Annotated in this window: 17 protein-coding genes; 11 read left to right on the forward strand and 6 right to left on the reverse strand. The window is 64.3% G+C overall.

Annotated features, from left to right (window positions below; all coding sequences use genetic code 11):
- Window positions 1–30: 30 nt before the first annotated feature.
- The 4 genes from ACYQ00_RS18455 to ACYQ00_RS18470 all read left to right on the forward strand — a co-directional run bounded on the left by ACYQ00_RS18455 (window position 31) and on the right by ACYQ00_RS18470 (window position 5,280).
- Window positions 31–804 carry a tRNA lysidine(34) synthetase gene (locus ACYQ00_RS18455; protein ID WP_460033536.1) on the forward strand — a complete coding sequence of 258 codons (774 nt, stop codon included), beginning with the start codon at window positions 31–33 and terminating at the stop codon, window positions 802–804.
- 257 nt (window positions 805–1,061) lie between these two features.
- Window positions 1,062–1,961 (forward strand): M23 family metallopeptidase, encoded by a 900-nt coding sequence (locus tag ACYQ00_RS18460; protein WP_460033537.1) that lies wholly within the window; start codon window positions 1,062–1,064, stop codon window positions 1,959–1,961.
- A gap of 50 nt (window positions 1,962–2,011) precedes the next feature.
- A complete protein-coding gene (gene asnB, locus ACYQ00_RS18465; protein WP_460033538.1) occupies window positions 2,012–4,015 on the forward strand; it encodes an asparagine synthase (glutamine-hydrolyzing) in 2,004 nt (667 codons plus the stop codon).
- The gene (locus tag ACYQ00_RS18470; RefSeq protein ID WP_460033539.1) at window positions 4,012–5,280 is read left to right on the forward strand and encodes a glycosyltransferase; all 1,269 of its coding nucleotides are present in this window, start codon (window positions 4,012–4,014) and stop codon (window positions 5,278–5,280) included. Before asnB ends, ACYQ00_RS18470 begins: the two co-directional genes overlap by 4 nt.
- A 16-nt stretch (window positions 5,281–5,296) precedes the next feature.
- On the opposite strand, the gene ACYQ00_RS18475 is transcribed toward ACYQ00_RS18470, so the two are convergent.
- The 3 genes from ACYQ00_RS18475 to ACYQ00_RS18485 all read right to left on the reverse strand — a co-directional run bounded on the left by ACYQ00_RS18475 (window position 5,297) and on the right by ACYQ00_RS18485 (window position 6,981).
- A complete protein-coding gene (locus tag ACYQ00_RS18475; RefSeq protein ID WP_460033540.1) occupies window positions 5,297–5,986 on the reverse strand; it encodes a GNAT family N-acetyltransferase in 690 nt (229 codons plus the stop codon).
- A gap of 90 nt (window positions 5,987–6,076) precedes the next feature.
- A complete protein-coding gene (locus tag ACYQ00_RS18480; protein ID WP_460033541.1) occupies window positions 6,077–6,418 on the reverse strand; it encodes a DVU0772 family protein in 342 nt (113 codons plus the stop codon).
- A gap of 224 nt (window positions 6,419–6,642) precedes the next feature.
- Window positions 6,643–6,981 carry a TraR/DksA family transcriptional regulator gene (locus ACYQ00_RS18485; protein ID WP_460033542.1) on the reverse strand — a complete coding sequence of 113 codons (339 nt, stop codon included), beginning with the start codon at window positions 6,979–6,981 and terminating at the stop codon, window positions 6,643–6,645.
- Between the two features lie 295 nt (window positions 6,982–7,276).
- On the opposite strand from ACYQ00_RS18485, the gene ACYQ00_RS18490 reads away from it, so the two are divergent.
- Window positions 7,277–8,455 (forward strand): response regulator, encoded by a 1,179-nt coding sequence (locus tag ACYQ00_RS18490; protein ID WP_460033543.1) that lies wholly within the window; start codon window positions 7,277–7,279, stop codon window positions 8,453–8,455.
- A gap of 123 nt (window positions 8,456–8,578) precedes the next feature.
- On the opposite strand, the gene ACYQ00_RS18495 is transcribed toward ACYQ00_RS18490, so the two are convergent.
- Together ACYQ00_RS18495 and ACYQ00_RS18500 are read right to left on the reverse strand one after the other, a co-directional pair.
- Window positions 8,579–9,439, reverse strand: a complete 861-nt coding sequence (locus ACYQ00_RS18495; protein WP_460033544.1) for a 4-hydroxybenzoate octaprenyltransferase — start codon at window positions 9,437–9,439, stop codon at window positions 8,579–8,581.
- A gap of 23 nt (window positions 9,440–9,462) precedes the next feature.
- Window positions 9,463–10,293 carry a MogA/MoaB family molybdenum cofactor biosynthesis protein gene (locus ACYQ00_RS18500; RefSeq protein ID WP_460033545.1) on the reverse strand — a complete coding sequence of 277 codons (831 nt, stop codon included), beginning with the start codon at window positions 10,291–10,293 and terminating at the stop codon, window positions 9,463–9,465.
- A gap of 57 nt (window positions 10,294–10,350) precedes the next feature.
- On the opposite strand from ACYQ00_RS18500, the gene rfbA reads away from it, so the two are divergent.
- Window positions 10,351–11,247 (forward strand): glucose-1-phosphate thymidylyltransferase RfbA, encoded by an 897-nt coding sequence (rfbA, locus tag ACYQ00_RS18505; RefSeq protein ID WP_460033546.1) that lies wholly within the window; start codon window positions 10,351–10,353, stop codon window positions 11,245–11,247.
- 405 nt (window positions 11,248–11,652) lie between these two features.
- On the opposite strand, the gene ACYQ00_RS18510 is transcribed toward rfbA, so the two are convergent.
- The gene (locus ACYQ00_RS18510; RefSeq protein ID WP_460033547.1) at window positions 11,653–11,799 is read right to left on the reverse strand and encodes a hypothetical protein; all 147 of its coding nucleotides are present in this window, start codon (window positions 11,797–11,799) and stop codon (window positions 11,653–11,655) included.
- A gap of 143 nt (window positions 11,800–11,942) precedes the next feature.
- Between ACYQ00_RS18510 and rlmD the strand changes: the two genes are divergently transcribed.
- The 5 genes from rlmD (at window position 11,943) to hisF (ending at window position 16,976) form a co-directional block, all read left to right on the forward strand.
- Complete coding sequence (gene rlmD / locus ACYQ00_RS18515; RefSeq protein ID WP_460033548.1) at window positions 11,943–13,364, forward strand: 23S rRNA (uracil(1939)-C(5))-methyltransferase RlmD; 1,422 nt, start codon at window positions 11,943–11,945, stop codon at window positions 13,362–13,364.
- Between the two features lie 340 nt (window positions 13,365–13,704).
- Entirely contained in the window at window positions 13,705–14,094 is a 390-nt protein-coding gene (locus tag ACYQ00_RS18520) for a hypothetical protein (protein WP_460033549.1), read from the forward strand.
- A 281-nt stretch (window positions 14,095–14,375) separates the two neighbouring features.
- Complete coding sequence (locus tag ACYQ00_RS18525) at window positions 14,376–15,452, forward strand: dienelactone hydrolase family protein (protein WP_460033550.1); 1,077 nt, start codon at window positions 14,376–14,378, stop codon at window positions 15,450–15,452.
- Window positions 15,453–15,565: 113 nt separating this feature from the next.
- Window positions 15,566–16,207, forward strand: a complete 642-nt coding sequence (gene hisH / locus ACYQ00_RS18530) for an imidazole glycerol phosphate synthase subunit HisH (RefSeq protein ID WP_460033551.1) — start codon at window positions 15,566–15,568, stop codon at window positions 16,205–16,207.
- The gene (hisF, locus tag ACYQ00_RS18535; protein WP_460033552.1) at window positions 16,197–16,976 is read left to right on the forward strand and encodes an imidazole glycerol phosphate synthase subunit HisF; all 780 of its coding nucleotides are present in this window, start codon (window positions 16,197–16,199) and stop codon (window positions 16,974–16,976) included. The genes hisH and hisF overlap by 11 nt, the downstream gene beginning before the upstream one ends.
- Window positions 16,977–17,020 lie beyond the last annotated feature (44 nt).

Consider the following 17,020-nt stretch of genomic DNA (forward strand, 5'->3'; position numbering starts at 1 on the left):
TACCCATCAGCCCCAGGTAACGTCAACAGCATGCGTCAGCGACTCAACTACGTCCAGAAAAACTGCATCGCCTCGGCCGGCAAACTGCTGCATCAGTCCGGCACATTCTTTGCCCACGCGCGCGTGGGGGTGGCCGTGTCCGGCGGGGTGGACTCCGCCGTGCTGCTGGAGGTGCTGCGGCAGCGGCAGCGAATCCTTCCCTTTCCTATCGAACTGATTTGTTTTCACATCAACCCTGGCTTTGATCCCTCCCTGCACCTGAAGCTGCGCGACTGGGCGGCCAGCCTGGGTCTGGCCGGGGTCTTTGAACTGACGCAGTTCGGCCCCCGGGCATTCTCCGAGGAAAACCGCAGCAATTCCCCGTGCTTTTTGTGCAGTTCCTGGCGCAGGACCCGGCTTTTCGACCTCTGCCGGCAGTATGGCTGTACCCATCTGGCCCTGGGCCACCATGCGGACGATCAGGCCGTGACCTTCTTCATGAATCTGTTCGACAACGGCCGCGTGGACGGGCTCGCTCCGGTGGAATCCTTTTTTCACGGCCGGTTGCAGGTCATCAGGCCACTGCTGTGGCTGGAGAAGAGCCAGCTTAGACGCGCGGCCCGGGCCTGGGATCTGCCGGTTTTTGAGAATCCCTGCCCGGCCTCAAAGGAAGATGACCAGGGCCTGGCCCTGAGCAACCGGGCCCGGACCACGCGCTGGATCCGGGAGCAACTGGCTGGAGACCCGGGCCGCAAGGCCAATGTCTACAACGCGTTGCGCCGCCATGCCCTGTCCCGCGGGGCCCGGATGGACGGGGATAATTAAAAAAGAATCATGAAATATTGTAGAGTGATACAGCCATAATATGAATAATTTGTAATGGTTTGTTTCTTGACAGTGACGACCATGACAACTAGAAGATTTTTCTCAAACGCTATGCTGCGGAGTGTAGTTTTCTCACGCAGATAGTCATTTCACCCAGACATTGCGGTGGCAGGCTGGCGCGATTCGTTGGAGGCGCCGAAGCTGCCGCGGTCCGGCCGTGCCTCGGCAGCCCCGAACCGTCCGCACCCGGGAGGCCTATGCTGTTTCGTAAATATCACGTCGTTATTTTCAAGGATAACCAGGGCTCGTGCAGCAAACTGCGGTTGCACTCATGGATGTTCTTCCTCGTGGGCGGGTTGTTTGTCCTGCTGGCCGTGGGGAATGTGCTGTTCATCCGTTCCTTGACCGGCGTGAAGTACATGGAAGAAAGCGTCGAAGACGCGCAAAAGAAGGTCCAGGAGCAGAAAGAGCAGATGATGGCGCTTTCCAGCAAACTGGGCCTGCTGGAAAAGGATCTGACCCGCATCCGTGATTTTGACTCCCAGCTCCGCGTGATGATGAACCTGGACTCCCAGGTGGAAGCCGTGGGCTCCGTGGGCGGGCACAAGACCGAAGACTTTGCCGAAAAGGCCGCCATGCTCCGCCAGGAGCGTCTGGCCCGCCGCATGCACGATTTTCTGGACACCCTCTCCACCGACGCCCAGCTGGAACTGGTCCGCCAGGAGCAGATTCTTGATGCGCTTCGGGGCAATCTCGATCAGCTTTCCTCCATCCCCTCCATCTGGCCCACCCAGGGCTGGGTGACCTCGGCCTTTGGCCCGCGCCGCTCGCCCTTTACCGGCCGCAACGAATTCCACCAGGGCGTGGACATTTCCAACAAGATCGGCACGCCAGTCTATGCGCCGGCCCAGGGCTCGGTGACCTTTGCCGACAACGACGCTGCCAATGGCAAGACCCTGGTCATCCAGCATGGCGGCGGTCTGGTGACGCGTTATTCCCATCTTTCTGAATTCAATGTGAAAGTTGGCGAAAAGGTCGAGCGCGGCCAGCTCATCGCGGCCATGGGCAACTCCGGCACCTCCACGGGACCGCACCTGCATTACGAGGTCCGGCTCAACGGTGCGCCGGTCAATCCCATGCGCTACATTCTCGAATAGGCGGCCGGCGTGAGTCTCGCCGCTTTTTTTCGACCCACCCCGTGTGATTTGTGTGCGGCATAGCCGGCCTGTGGCGGCCTGATCCGTGCGCCCTTGATCCGGATTCCCTGCAGCAGGACGCGCAGGCCATGGCCTGCGCCCTGCTGCATCGCGGGCCGGACGGCCAGGGGGTCTGGGTGGAGCCAGCTGCGGCCAGGCACCGCAGCGCCCTGGCTTTGGCCCATCGCCGGCTGGCCATCCTGGATTTCTCGCCTGCAGGGGCACAGCCCATGGCCAGTGCGGATGGACGGTGGCACCTTGTCTATAATGGTGAAATCTATAACCATCTCGACCTGCGCGCCGAGCTTGGCGCCGCTGCCCGCCCCCCATTTGCCGGGCACTGCGATACCGAAACGCTGCTGGCGGCCATCTCGGCCTGGGGTCTGGAACCGACCCTGGCGCGCGTTCGCGGCATGTTCGCCCTGGCCTGCTGGGACGCCCACACCCGGACCCTGCATCTGGCCCGGGACGCCTTTGGCAAGAAACCGCTCTATTATGGATGGCTGGGCAGGAGTTTCGGGGTTGCTTCGGAGCTGAAGGCTCTGGCCGCCACCTCGGCCTGGCGCGCCGCGCCGCCGGCCCTGGACCGCGAGGCTTTGGGGCTCTTTTTCCGCTACGCCGCCGTGCCCGCGCCCTGGTGCATCTGGGAGGGCCTGCGTTCCCTGCCTCCCGGCGCGATGCTGTCCATGACCGAGGAGGAGCTGCTGGATCACCGGCTGCCATCGCCGCGGCAATGGTGGTCGCTGCAGGGGATCATTCGCGATGGCCTCGCCGACCCCTTTCCCTCGCCGGACGCTGCGGAAGCGGCCATGGCGCCGCTCCTGGCCGACGCCGTGCACTGCCGGTTGCAGGCCGATGTGCCCGTGGGAGTGTTTCTTTCCGGCGGCATCGATTCCAGTCTGATTGCCGCGCTGGCTGCGGCGGCGGTGCGCGAAGGCAGGGCGGCCGGGCTCATCGCCCTGACCATGGGGTCCCCGCATGCCGGCTACGACGAGGTCGAGACGGCCCGCCAGACCGCCCGCGCCCTGGGCCTGCGGCATATAGTGGAAATGGTGACCGAGGCTGACGCCATGGCCTGTCTCGCCGAGTTGCCCCACATCTATGACGAGCCCTTTGCCGACGCCTCCCAGCTGCCCGCGCTCCTGCTTTCCCGATTGGCCCGGAAGCACGCCGTGGTCCTGCTTTCCGGCGATGGCGGGGACGAACTCTTTGCCGGCTACACCCGCCACGTGCGGGCGCCGGGGCTGTGGCAGCGCATCGCGGCGGTTCCCCTGCCACTGCGCCGCCTGCTTGCCGACGCGCTGGCCCATGGCGGCGAGGCATTGGGCGCTTCGTTGTACGAACTCGTAGCCGCGAGCATGCCCTCGCGCTGGCGGCAGACGGTGTTTCGGGACAAGCTCCACAAGCTGGGACGCGCACTCCGGGCCGAAACCCCGCACGATTTCTACCATTCCTTTCTCTGCCAATGGGAACGGTCGCCCCTGGCCTCCGCTGGCGAGGTCCCAGACCCCCTGGCCGGCATGGCGCGGGAGCTGGCCGGTCTCGCCATGCCCTTCGCCTTCTGGATGCAGGCCATGGATCAGGCCGGCTACCTGGCCTGGGACATTCTGCCCAAGGTGGACCGGGCGTCCATGGCGGCGTCCATCGAGGTCCGTTGTCCGTATCTGGATCAGCGTGTGGCTACGGCGGCCTGGCGGCTGCCCATGGCGGCGCGTATTCGCGACGGGCAAGGCAAGGTGCTGCTGCGGCGGATCCTGGCCTCGCTTCATCAGCTGCCACACCTGGACCGGCCCAAGCAGGGTTTCGGCGTACCCCTGGAGCACTGGCTGCGCGGGCCGCTCAAATCCTGGGCAGACGATCTGCTGCACCCGCGCCTGCTCAAGACCCAGGGGATGCTGGACGTGGCCGCGGTTCGCCGGGCCTGGGACGAGCACCAGTCCGGCCGGCGCAACCGGCAGTATGCACTCTGGACGGTGTTGATGTTTCAACGCTGGCTGGAGGTCTGGCGGCCGTGATCAACTCATCTCCAGCCGGGCGCAGCATCGCACTGGTTTCGCATATCGACCTGAACCTGGCCCGTTTCCGCCGCACCCTGATGCAGCTGCTGGTGGAAGAGGGCTGGCGGGTGCATGCGGTGGTCCCTCGCGGGCCATACGCCGGGGAACTGGAATTGCTGGGGGTGGAACTTCTCGACTACCCGACCTCTCGCATGGCGCACGGCCCTGGGCATGGCCTGGGCCGGGGCCTTCGCCGGCACTGGCACGCCCGGGCGGCCCTGACCCGGCTGTTTCGGGCGCGGCGGTTCGATCTGGTGCACAGCTTCACCCACCTGCCGAACCTGCTGTGCCGTCTGGCCCTGCCCCTGCGGCACCGGCCTGTGCTGGTGAACTCCGTGACCGGTCTGGGCTCCGGTTTTCTGCGGCCGGGACTCAAAGGGACGGCCCTGCGGCTGGCCATGCATCAGGCCTACGCCAGCACCGCCCGCCGCTGCGAGGCCGTGCTGTTTCAGAATGAGGACGATCGCAACTATTTCACCCTGCATGGGCTCACGGGCCGGGCGGCCACACAGGTGGTGCCGGGCAGCGGCGTGGATTTGACCCGTTTTCGTCCGAACCTTTTCTCGGACGCGGAACGCCAGGCCCGGCGGGCCAGCCTGAGCATTGCCCCGCACCATGTCCTTGCGGTCATGGCCAGCCGGCTGCTGTTCGACAAGGGCATCCGCGAAACCATGCTTGCCGCGCAAGCCCTGGCCCGGACCACCCCCGCCCTGCGTCTGGTGGTGGCCGGCGGACCGGATCCGGGCAATCCCTGTTCCCTTTCGGAAGCAGACACGCGCACCTTCGCCGCCCTGGGGAACGTCCTGTTTGTGGGCTGGCAGGAGGATATGGAAAGGCTCTGGAATCTCGCGGAGTTTGCGGTGCTGCCGTCCTACCGGGAGGGCCTGCCCGTGAGCATGCAGGAGGCCCTGGCCTGCGGACTGCCGGTGGTCGTCACCGATGTGCCTGGCTGCCGGGAAATCGCCAGGCCCACCATTGAGGAGGCCGCCCTGGGGAAGTCCGTTGGCGAGCATGCCCTGCTGATCCCGGCCGGGCAATGGCCGCCCCTGGCCGAGGCCATGCGCCTTTTGACCGAAACGCCATCCCTGCGCCTGTCCATGGCCACAGCCGCCCGCCGCAAGGCCGAGGAAGCCTTTGACGCCCGCGTCCTGGCCCGGCAGACGGTGGCGATTTACGAAGCGCTCCTGCAGGGGGCGCATGGGCGGCGGATTTTGGCGGACTAGCCTGTATTATTGGAGATTATTCGATCTCTCGCTGCCACCGCCGAACCCCGGGGCCGATGCGGGCAAGCTCCTGGGGCGGGAAGTCGTGGTAGTGGTACTCGTCCACCAGCACAAAGCCGAGGCTGGCATACAGCATTTCGGCCGGGGTGTTGCCCATATCGGTGAACAACTCCAGGCGCTGGCGCCCGGCAGCCCGGGCCTGGGCCGTGACGGCCTCCATCATGCGTCGGGCATGCCCCTGGCGGCGGTGGGGTCTTGGCACATAGAGAAACTGGACAAACAGCGTCTCGGCATCGTTGGAAAGAACAATGTCTTCGAGACGTTGCAGGTAGAGATCGATGCGATCCTGCGCGGTGTCGAGTTCTGCAGGGCTCCAGCCGAGGGCTGTGCCGGCCTCGCGCAGGGCCACGGCCGGGAAGGGGAAGTCGGGCAGGGTGTTCGCCGGACTGGCGCAGATGGCTCCCAGGAGGGGGGCGGGAGTCTCCACAGGCCGGGATTCCAGCACCTGATATTCCGTCCAATGGCCCCAGCCCCGGGCAGGGTGCAGTTGCACGCGGGCCAGGAGCGCCAGCAGCCGGGCGTCCGGGACGGGGAAAAAGGAGTCGAAATAGGCCGAGGGCAGGTGCGAGCGCGAGGCCGCCAGGGTGGCCTGCGCCAGGAAGTCGGCATCTGCCATGGTGGCAGGCCGGAGCAGAGGGGTGGGCATGGGACACCCGGACGGGCTGCGTCCTGTTGGATTATCAAAAAAAAGGAAGGCTTGCGCCTCCCTTTATACTCCGACATCAAACCGGTCTCGTCAATGATGGAGTTGCCCCTTCAGCCAGTTTTTGATGGGTTCGGTGGGATGATAAATTCCCTTGTGCCCACCGGTCTCTTCGCGGAATCCTTCCGTAAATTCCTGGGGCAGCGGCAGGCAGGCCAAGTCTTCTGCGTCCTCACTGCTGCGGCGGACCAAGCGGATGGTGGGAGTTTCTCCCCACGTGTCCACCACAAAATAATGGGCCACGTCATTCTTGGAGCGCACGGGGGCATGCTTGCCGTGCCAGTTGTTGTTTCCCCACTCAAGGTACAGGGTGACTGCTTCTTCGGGCGTCAGTTCCCAGTTGATCTGGCAGTCCTTGTATGCGTCAAGCTGCATGGTGTGCCTCCTCGCGCTTGGGATCGATCAGGAATGTTTCCTAGATAGTATCACATCCAAGGGGATCGTCAAGCCCGGGTGCTGATTTTTCCACCATAAAAATCCCCCGAACGCCGAAGCGACCCGGGGGGGCTAAAAAGAATAACATTTATAAGGCCCTGCCAAAAGCGCAGGGCGAAGGCGGCACGCCGGCCAAGCCGGACGCCGGGCGAAAAAAAACCGAGCTAGAAGCCGGCTGCCTGGCTTTCGCGCTCGGTCTGGCAATCCACGCACAGGGTTGCCGTTGGCCGGGCCTTGAGTCGGGCAACGCCGATCTCGCAGCCGCATTCCTCGCAGCAGCCGAAGTCGGTGCTGTCGAGGCGGCGCAAGGCAGTTTGAATCTCTCGCACCTGCTGGGAGACCCGTTCGCGCACCGCCACCTTGATGTGCGCTTCGGCCACCTGGGAGGCGAATTCGTTCTCGTCGGCGCAGGATTCCACTTCCAGGTCGTAGCGTTCAGATTCCAGGCGGGCAAGCTGGGCATCCAGCCAGGAGCGGATTTCTTGGAGATGGGAATGCGTCATGACCGTGTTCCTCCTCGGATTGAAAGGATGGAACCTTGTACCAAGGCGTTGTTACAGGCACATGGCGGAATGGAAAAAGGGCGGCTCCTCCACAAGTTTTCCGATCCTGGCGATTTTATGCCCTTTTTGCCTCGCTCCCGAAAAGACAGGGCAGAGGCCGCAGAACCAGTGACGAACAGGCGACAGCAGGTGCACCCTAAACTCTTGCCGCGGGTGGTCGATGAACAGGATGTCGGCCACGGTGCGACCTGAGGCGCCGCGCAAGCAGCTCGACCTTTCGCCACGGAGTCTTCCCATGACCAGCCAGCTCTCCCGCCACCTGCCTACCGATGTTCCCGCAGCCCAGTCCCCCGCACCGTCCATCCTGGACGGTCTGCCGGCCCAGCCGCGGATTCTCTGTGTTTCCAAGGCGGAAACCCACGCCCGGATTGATGCCAAGGTGTTGCGCCGGCTGGGGCTGCCGCAGCCGCGCTGGTTCGCCTCGGGTCTGGAAGCGGCCCGGTATCTGGCGGAGCACGGGGCAGATATGGTGTATGTGGATGAGGAGTGCCGGGAGATGAGCGGTGTGGAATTTGTGCGGCTCATCCGGCTGCATCCGCGTCTGGCCGTGCTGCCGGTGGTGGCCATTTCCATTAACGGCCGGTCTTCCACAGTCCTGCAGGCCATGGCTGCGGGGTGTTCGGGGTTTTGCGTGCGGCCGTATTCGCCGGAAACCCTGTTGCGGGAAAGCCGGCGGGCCATTCTGCGTGCGCCGGTGCTGGCGCCGGATATCCTGGAAAGTCTGGAGGGTCCGGCCTGCTCGGAGGGGTTGTTCGAGGACAAACTGGCCGCCCTGGCGGCGATTCAGGTCGAAGTGGAACGGGCCTTTGCGCCGCGTCCTGCGCCAGCCGTCAGGGCAGTGCAAGGCGGCGTGGCTGAAACGCACCGGGCCATGGCCAGGGAATGGAAAGAACAGGGCCGGCCGGACAAGGTTCGCCATCACCTGCAGGAAGGCGCGCGGGAACTGGCCAGGGCCGGTCGTGGCGCCAGCGCCTGGGCCATGCTCGACCCCTTGCGGCAGGCCAATCCACAGGTGGAACCGGCCTGCGTGGTGGCCGAGGCCTGCGTGCGCGAAGGCGAGCTGGAGGCTGCCGCCGGGTTGATGGTCCAGACCTTGCGCCGCAGCAAACGTCCGGCGTTGGTCTATGACGCCGCGCGCCGCGCCTGCTGCTTCACCCCCTCGCCGCAGGTCACGGCCCGCGAGCTGGCAAACGCCCTGGTCAAGGCCGGTGCCGGGGAAACGGCGGCGGACATGTACCTGGAAATCATGCACGAACCGGAACCCAAACCCCGCACCCGGCCGCGCAGGGGATTCCTGGCCTCCATGCCCTCATTGCACGACATGGTGGTGGTGGCCCGTCATACCGTGGCAACCTACCGTCGGGTCCGCCGGGGCGAGGGGCCTGAGTCCCGGGAACTGGAATTTCTGGGCTGAGAGCGGACGGTCAGGCGTGGCAGGCGCATCAGCTGCCGAGCGTCAAGACAGGCTTATTCTGGAAAATAGGTGCAGGAGAACCGGAGGCGAGCCTTGTCCGACAAGGCTCGCCTCCGGTTCATTTCAGACCCACAGCGCCCAGAGCGCGCCGGCAAAGAGGGCGATGGAGATGATGCCGTTCAGGGTGAAGAAGGCCAGGGTCAGGCGGGAGAGATCGTCGGCCTTGACCAGGGTGTGCTCCCAGAGCAGCAGCACGCTGCACACGGCCCAGGCGGCGTAGTAAGGCCAGGCGAGTTGCGCGGCCCAGCCGGCCAGCAGAAAGAAAATGGCCGTGACCACGTGGCTGAAGGTCGAAATCGCCAGGGTGGTGTGCAGGCCAAACCGGGCGGGTACGGAATGCAGGCCCATGCGGCGGTCGAATTCCACATCCTGGCAGGCATACAGCAAATCAAAGCCCGCGATCCAGAACAGCACGCCCAGGGACCACAGCGCCGGCGGCAGGGAATACGTGGGCGCCACGGCAATCCAGCCTGCCGAGGGTGAGAGCCCGATGACCACCCCCAGCACAAAATGGCACAGCCAGGTGAACCGCTTGGTGTAGCTGTACAGCACGGACAGGCCCAGGGCCAGAGGGGCCAGAGCCAGGCAGAGTGGGTTCAGCCCGGCGCAGGCAGCAAGGAAGAGCAGGGCCGTGGCCAGGAGAAAGAGCCGCGTCTGGGTGGGGGTGATCTCGCCAGTGACCAGCGGACGGCCCTGGGTGCGGGGATTCTCGCGGTCAAAGCGCACGTCCACCAGACGGTTGCAGGCCATGGCAAAGGAGCGCACGGCCACCATGGCCACGGTGAGCAGCAGGAAGGGCCGCCAGCCCGGCCAGCCTCCGGCGACCACGAACGCCCCCAGATAGGCAAAAGGCAGGGCGAAGACCGAATGCTCGATCTTGACCATCCGGCACAACACCAGGACAGCATGAAGGATTTGTTTCATGAAATGAGGAGCAGGGTTGCAGGTTAGCGGGCGCAGTCTGCCGGGTCGCCCTGCAGTTTGGCCAGGGCGTGCGGCAGGGCCGGAAGAATGGCGGCGAAGTTTTCCCGGATGGCCTTGGGACTGCCGGGCAGATTGATGAGGATGGACTGCCCCAGCGTGCCGACCACCGCGCGGGAGATCGCCCCCATGGGCGTCTTGGCCAGGCTGGCCTGCATCATGGCCTGCTCAAAGCCGGGCAGCCGGCGTTCGATGACTTCCAGGGTGGCCTCGGGCGTGGTGTCCCGCGGGGAGAGACCGGTGCCTCCCGTGGTGCAGATGAGGTCGTAGCCCTGGGTCAGGGCCAGATCCGTCAGCAGTGCCTTCAGGGCGCGCGGCTCGTCAGGCAGCAGATAGCCTGCGGCATGACACAGGGACACATGGGACCGCGCCACCTCTTCGATGAGCGGGCCGCCCTGGTCCTCGCGCTGGCCGGCTGCACCCTTGTCACTCATGGTGATCCAGGCCAGGGAGAGTCCGGTTTTCCACAGGGTCCCTTCCACAATATGCTCATGGAAAAAGGGAGTGGGGTCCAGACAGCGGCACCACCAGCCCAGGCAGGTGTGGGGCGTGCAGCCTGGCAAATACACCCGGCCGAGAATCTGCAGCCAGGGGGTGCTGCCATCGCCCCAATAACTGCCAACGGGCAGGGGAGGCATGGGGGTGAGCGCCAGCAGGTCGCCGCCGGCAGCCGGGGAATTGGCCATCAGAAACACGTCGCCCACGTCGAAGGAGCTGCCACGGACAAGACGGCAGCGCAGCTGGACCCAAGGGCCAGAAGACGCAGGGGACGCGGTGCGGGCGGGGTTTCCTTCCATGGGGAAACAGGGTATCAGGCTTGGCAGTGATTGCAACTACCAACGCGCAGAGGAAATATGAAAGGGATCATCCTGGCCGGCGGTTCCGGCACCCGGCTGTACCCGGTCACCCGGGGCGTATGCAAGCAGCTCCTGCCCATCTACGACAAGCCCATGATCTACTACCCGCTTTCAGTGCTCATGCTGGCCGGGTTGCGCGAGATTGCCATCATTTCCACGCCGGTTGACCTGCCCCGCTTCCAGGCCATGTTCGGGGATGGCTCGCAGTTTGGCCTGTCCTTTACATACATCGTCCAGCCCAAGCCCGAGGGGCTGGCCCAGGCCTTTCTGCTTTGCGAGGAGTTCCTGGCCGGGGACAAGGCCTGTCTTGTCCTGGGGGACAACATCTTCTACGGCCACGGCCTGCCCACCATCCTGCGCCGCTGCACCGACCTGGAAGCAGGCGGCATCGTGTTCGGGTACAAGGTCAATGACCCGGAACGCTACGGTGTGGTGGAGTTTGACCAGGACTGCCGCGTGCTGTCCATCGAGGAAAAGCCGACCACGCCCAAGAGCAAATTCGCGGTCACGGGCCTGTATTTTTATGACGAAAAGGTGGTCGAGCTGGCCAGGGGGCTCAAACCCTCGCCCCGCGGCGAGCTGGAAATCACCGACCTGAACAACGAATACCTCAAGCGCGGCGAGCTGAGCGTGGAATTCCTCGGCCGTGGTTTCGCCTGGCTGGACACGGGCACCCACGAAAGCCTGCATCAGGCCTCCAGCTTTGTGCAGGCCGTGCAGTCCCGCCAGGGCACGCGCATCTCCTCGGTGGAGGAGATTGCCTACCGCATGGGCTACATCGACGCCGCCCAGCTGAAAGTCCTGGCCCAGGAAATGATCAAGAACGAATACGGGAAATATCTGATGCAGGTGGCCGAGGATCAGGAAGGCTGCCTGTGGTGGAAGGACGCCTAGCGCAGCCGCAGGGGCCGGTGAAATCCGGCGATCCAGGCGGCGCCTGTCCCGGCTGCTGCTCAGGCAAAGGGGAAGCTCCGCGCTCAGGCAGGGCTTCCCCTTTCAGATCCTTGGCGAGGGCGTTCATCCCCGTGGGTATGATACCGTCAGACCAAAGGGACGCACATGGCAAGCAACAGACCAACGCGCCTCCCTCTTCACACCTCGGAGGAGCGCAGGTCTGTATCTGGAAAAGGATCAGGCACCTCGTCCTCGCACCGGCCGGAGGGGCAAATACGGAGCCTCAGGAGAGGGCCATCCGCCGGGTCCCATCCTTAACTACCGGAGGGGCAAATACGGAGCCTCAGGAGAGGGCCATCCGCCGGGTCCCATCCTTAACTACCGGAGGGGCAAATACGGAGCCTCTTAATGATGCATATGGTCGCCCTTGAAAATGCGGTACATGGCCGTGGTGAGGATAAGCCCCATGTACGTGAAAATGCCGATGACGCCCAGAGTGCCGGGCAGGGTGGACTGCAGCATGTTGTGCCAGAGTTCAGACAGCGTTTCCATGGGGAGAGCTCCTCGAACTGTCCACACGCCTGAGCAGTGGACGTGAATGGTTTCACATACAGGGATTGGTTGGGCATCTTTGCCGGAATGGCCCGATCTGTCAAGAATCAAGATGCGGCGGGATGCACCCGCCCGGGAGTGGTATGGACACCGGTGATATCGTCGAATTGAATATTGATTCTCTGGAATTGCAAGGCCGTGGCGTGGCCCGGCATGCCGAGGACGGGCGTGTGGTCTTCGTGGAGCGCGGCCTGCCTGGCCAGCGCGTCAAGGCCCTGGTCGGCACGGTCAAGGAGCGCTTTGCCGAGGCCGAAGCCGTGGCCGTGCTTTCGCACTCGGAACACGAGGTTGCTCCGGCCTGTCCGCACTTCGGCCCGTGCGGCGGCTGCACCTGGCAGGATCTGGCCTACGCCGAGCAGTTGCGCTGGAAGACAATCCTGGTGCAGGAGACGCTCTCCCGCCTGGGCGGCGCCACGGGCAAGGCGGCCGCGCCTCTGGTGCAGCCATGTCTGGCCTCGCCCCTGGAGTATGGCTACCGCAACAAAATGGAATTCGCCTTTGTGCCCGCCCAGCCCGGCGAGCAGCCCCGCGTGGCGCTTCCGCCGCACCTGAACCTGGGCCTGCGCAAGCGGGGCAGTCATGAGGTGATTGACGTCACGGCCTGCAAGCTGATGCGGCCCGAGGTCATGGACGTGCTGGAGCAGATTCGTCGCTGGACCTCCCAAAGCGGCCTTCCGGCCTGGGACGAGGGCACCCGCACCGGCTGCTGGCGTTTCTGCACCGTGCGGCAGTCGGAACCGATGGGCGGGTTGCCGGCGCAGTTGTTTGTGCAGATCATCACCGCCCGGCATCCAGATGCGGATTTGGCCGTGGCTGAACTGAGCCGCGTGCTCAAGGGCCTGTTCCTCAACGTGGCCGCGGTGGTGCATCACGTGCGCACCTCGCCCACTCCTCTGGCCCAGGGTGAGGAGCTGCGTCGGCATGGCGGCGCGTTGCGGCTGCCCATGCCGCTGGGAGATCTGGTCTTTCACGTATCTGCCGACGGGTTCTTCCAGACCAACACCCACGGCGCGGTGCTTCTGTACGATACCATCAAGGACATGGCCGGCCTGACCGGGACGGAAAAGGTGCTGGACCTGTACTGCGGTTCCGGCGGTATCGCCCTGTGGCTGGCCCGGCATGCCGCGGCCGTGGCCGGTGCGGATGCCTCGGCCGAAGCCGTGCGCGATGCCCAGAAGAATGCCCAGGCCAACAAGGAAACGCTCGGCGATGTGCAGCTGTCCTTCAAGGCCGTGAACCTGCGGCGTGGGCTGGAGGGGCTGCCCTTTGTCCCGGACGTGGTGGTGGTGGATCCGCCCCGCGGCGGCATGGAACCGGCGGTGATCGACTGGCTGCTCAAGGAGCGGCCGGGCCGGCTGGTGGCTGTGTCCTGCAATCCGGCCACCCTGGCTCGCGATCTGGCCCGCCTGGGCGAGACGTACGAGGTCCAGGCCGTGCAGCCTGTGGACATGTTCCCCCACACGCCGCACGTGGAGGTGGCCGTACTCCTGGTGCGCAAGGACTAGGATGATGTCCGCGAAATAAGCTGATCCGAATGGTGGCGGATTTCGGGAAGGGTCGTCAGCCGGAATGCGCGGATTTCGGACGATGCATGAGCCTGCAAGGCGGCCCGGTGTTGCGTCCTCACAATATAGCTCAACTCAGGACGCAGCACCGGGCGGGCGTGACGTTGCGCAGCATGTGCACCGGGACAGTGGCCGCCAGTGCAAGGGACTGCACCACATGCTGCATGGATGGGGAAGACATGCTGAAATTGTTAGAGGTTTGCTTCGGCATTCCTTTTGCTTCGTGACGCGTAATTCCCTGTGTGCTGCACAGAGCCCCACGCCCAGGAGGCGTATCATCATGTTCACGTCTCGAGTCCTCATGCTGACGATCCTCTGTGTTGCCTTGGCATTTGGCCCGGCAGAGGCCTTCAAACGCAATACCACGGTCACAGGCTCTGGCGGCAGATCCGCATCCAAGAGCGTCACCGGCAGCGCCGAAGATGGTGTCTGGCAACGCAAGGCCACCACCACCGGCCCTCAGGGCAACACGGCAACGCGTGATTCCACAGTGCAGAAGACTGACAACGGCTACTCGCGCTCCAGCACCACCACTGGCCCTCAGGGCAACAGCGTGACCCACCAGGGCCAGGGCGTCTGGGATCCGGTCACCAAAACCTGGACCCGCACCGGAACCACCACCGGCCCCCAGGGTGGTACGGCAAATACGCAGACGCAGGTCAGCCAGTAGCCAAAAGGGGAAGAGCCTGAAGGCTCCCTTCGCCGCCTCTGGCGCAGGCGCCAGAGGCGGCTTGTGCTCGGTCGCGCTCTGGTGCAATATCTGCCCGAACAGAAGGAGCGCCCGAAATGCCCACCCCCGAGCCCTTGCGGGCAAGTCGTCTGTGCAGGCGCGCAGGCTTGGCCCTCCTGGGCGTATTTGCTGTTGCCTGCCTGCTGTGGACCCTTGCAGGAGACAAGTCCCCGAGCCGGGGCGTTGCGCTGCGGCAGACTGCGGTTGCGGACACCGCCGCCGTGGCTACGGACACCACCCCTGCGCCGTCAGCCGTGGCATCGTCCCCGGCGCTACACCCGGCTGGCCCGTTCCCGTATGACTACTCGCAAGCTGTCTACGAACTCTCCTTCGAAGCAATACTGCAGGGTCAGCCTGGTTACACGGCATGGCGCGAGTTGTTTTTGCCGAAATATCGTGCGCTTGTCAGCGAAATCCCCCTGCCCCCCATTGAGGCGGTCCACCTGGGCGATGCCAACGCCACCGTCGAGGGCGCGTCCTACGTGCTCCACGAAGTGGCACTCCCCATGCGCAACGGGACCCTGCCCTATGGCGGCCTGCTGGCGGTGCCCCGGACCGTGCATCCGGAACGCCCGGTGGTTCTGGCGTTGCATGGGCATGAGGAGTACGCCTGGGGGCGGCTGCCCTACAGCAACTTCCTGGAACACCGATGGATGCATGCCCTGGCTGAGGCCGGCTATGTGGTATTCGCACCCATAAGCATGTATCACAAAGAAATTGCCGATATTGCAGAACAGTACAGTTACCCGCTCACCTGGACCCGGCTGGCCTCGGACACGCTGGACGCCATTGCCGACCCAGTGCTTGCGGCCATACCGCATCAGGGTCTGGCTGTGGCTGGTCTTTCGGCTGGGGGAACAATCGGCTACTGCCTCATGGCCTATCGCCAGGACATCAGCCGGGGCGTGTTTGCGGGGGCCTTGCAATCCCTGGAGTTTCTGCGGCGGGAATACCGCATTGCCGGGCACCCAAACTGTTGGGATATCCCTCAATTGCGCTCCTATTCGGCCATTCAGGCACTCATTGCGCCCCGGCCGGTCATGTTTCAGATGGGCCGGCAGGATCCGTTCTTCGCGGGCCCGGCGCCGATGCAGGCTACCTCGGCATTCAGCGGCTCGACGCGGCCCGTCATGGCCACGGAGATTGCCGCCGACATTGCCGTACTGAAGCGCATCTGGCGTGTGCATGACGGTGTTGCGGAGAATACACTCTGCCTGCGCCTGCATGAGGGCGGCCATGTGCTGGAGCCGGACACGGCCATGCTTTTTTTGCAGGATACTCGGGAAATGTGCGACTGATCGTGCCGGACAGTGAATGCGTCGGCCGTTTTCCGGAGCAATCCTGCTTTGACGGATTGCCCATGGGGCGCTCCTCTGCTATCCACGAGGCCTAACATTTCGGGAGGAGCCGCATGCTTGCCATCCTAGATTACAAAGCCGGCAATCAGACGAGCGTCAAGCGCGCCCTGGATCACCTGGGCATCCCCAACGCCATCACCAATGATCCCGGCGAGATCGCCAAGGCCAAGGGCATCATTTTTCCCGGCGTGGGTGCGGCCGGGCAGGCCATGGGCGAGCTGCAGTCCCGCGGGCTGGACACCCTGCTCAAGGAGATGGTCCAGGCCGACAAGCCGCTGCTGGGCATCTGCGTGGGCTGCCAGATTCTGCTCTCCTATTCCCAGGAGAACGATACCAAGGCCCTGGACATCATCCCCGGCGAGTGCGTGCTGTTTAACAGCGCCTGGACTGATGAAACCGGCGCGCCCATCCGCGTGCCGCACATGGGCTGGAACCGCATCGCCCTCCATGCCCCGTGTCCGCTCTTCGAGGGCATTGCCCCGGAAAGCGAATTCTACTTTGTCCACTCCTACTATCCCAACCCCAAGACGGACTTTGTCATCGGCACCACCACTTACGGGCAGGCCTTCTGCTCCGTACACGGCGCGCCGGGGCTGTGGGCCGTGCAGTTCCATCCCGAAAAGAGCGGCCGCCCTGGTCTCAAGCTCCTGAAAAATTTCTGGGAATACTGCCTGGAGGATCGCCGTGCTCTCTAAACGCATCATCCCCTGCCTGGACGTGCGCAACGGCCGCCTGACCAAGGGCGTCAAATTCGTGGGCAACGTGGATATCGGCGACCCCGTGGAGTCCGCCCGCGTCTACTACGAAGAGGGCGCGGACGAGATCGTCTTTTACGATATCACCGCCTCCCACGAAGGCCGTATGGCCTTTCTGGACGTGGTCAACGAAGTCGCCTCCAAGATCTTCATCCCCTTCTCCGTGGGCGGCGGCATCAATACCGTGGAAGACATGCGCGCCTGCCTGCTGGCCGGGGCGGAAAAGGTCTCCGTGAACTCCGGCGCGGTCAAGAATCCGGACATCATTTCCCAGGGCGCGGCCGCCTTTGGCTCCCAGGCTGTGGTCCTGGGTATGGACGTGCTCAAGGTGCCGGTTTCCGAAAAAATTCCCTGCGGCTATGAAATTGTCATCCACGGCGGCCGCACCCACACCGGTCTGGACGCCCTGGACTGGGCCAAGACCGGCGAGGCCCTGGGCGCAGGCGAAATCTGCCTCAACTCCATCGACGCCGACGGCACCAAGGAAGGCTACGAGCTGACCCTGACCCGCATGATCAGCGACGCGGTGACCATCCCCGTCATCGCCTCCGGCGGCGCCGGCAACCCCGACCATATGGTGGACGCCCTGACCAAAGGCCGCGCCTCCGCCGCCCTTATCGCCTCCATCGTCCACTACGGCACCTACACCATCCGCCAGCTCAAGGACCACATCGCCGCCCAGGGCGTGAAAGTCCGCCAGGTGTGGTAGGAAGGCAGAAGAGAAGAAAAGAAAACGGCAAGGGAGAGATTGGG

This window comes from Megalodesulfovibrio paquesii (genome assembly GCF_054653055.1).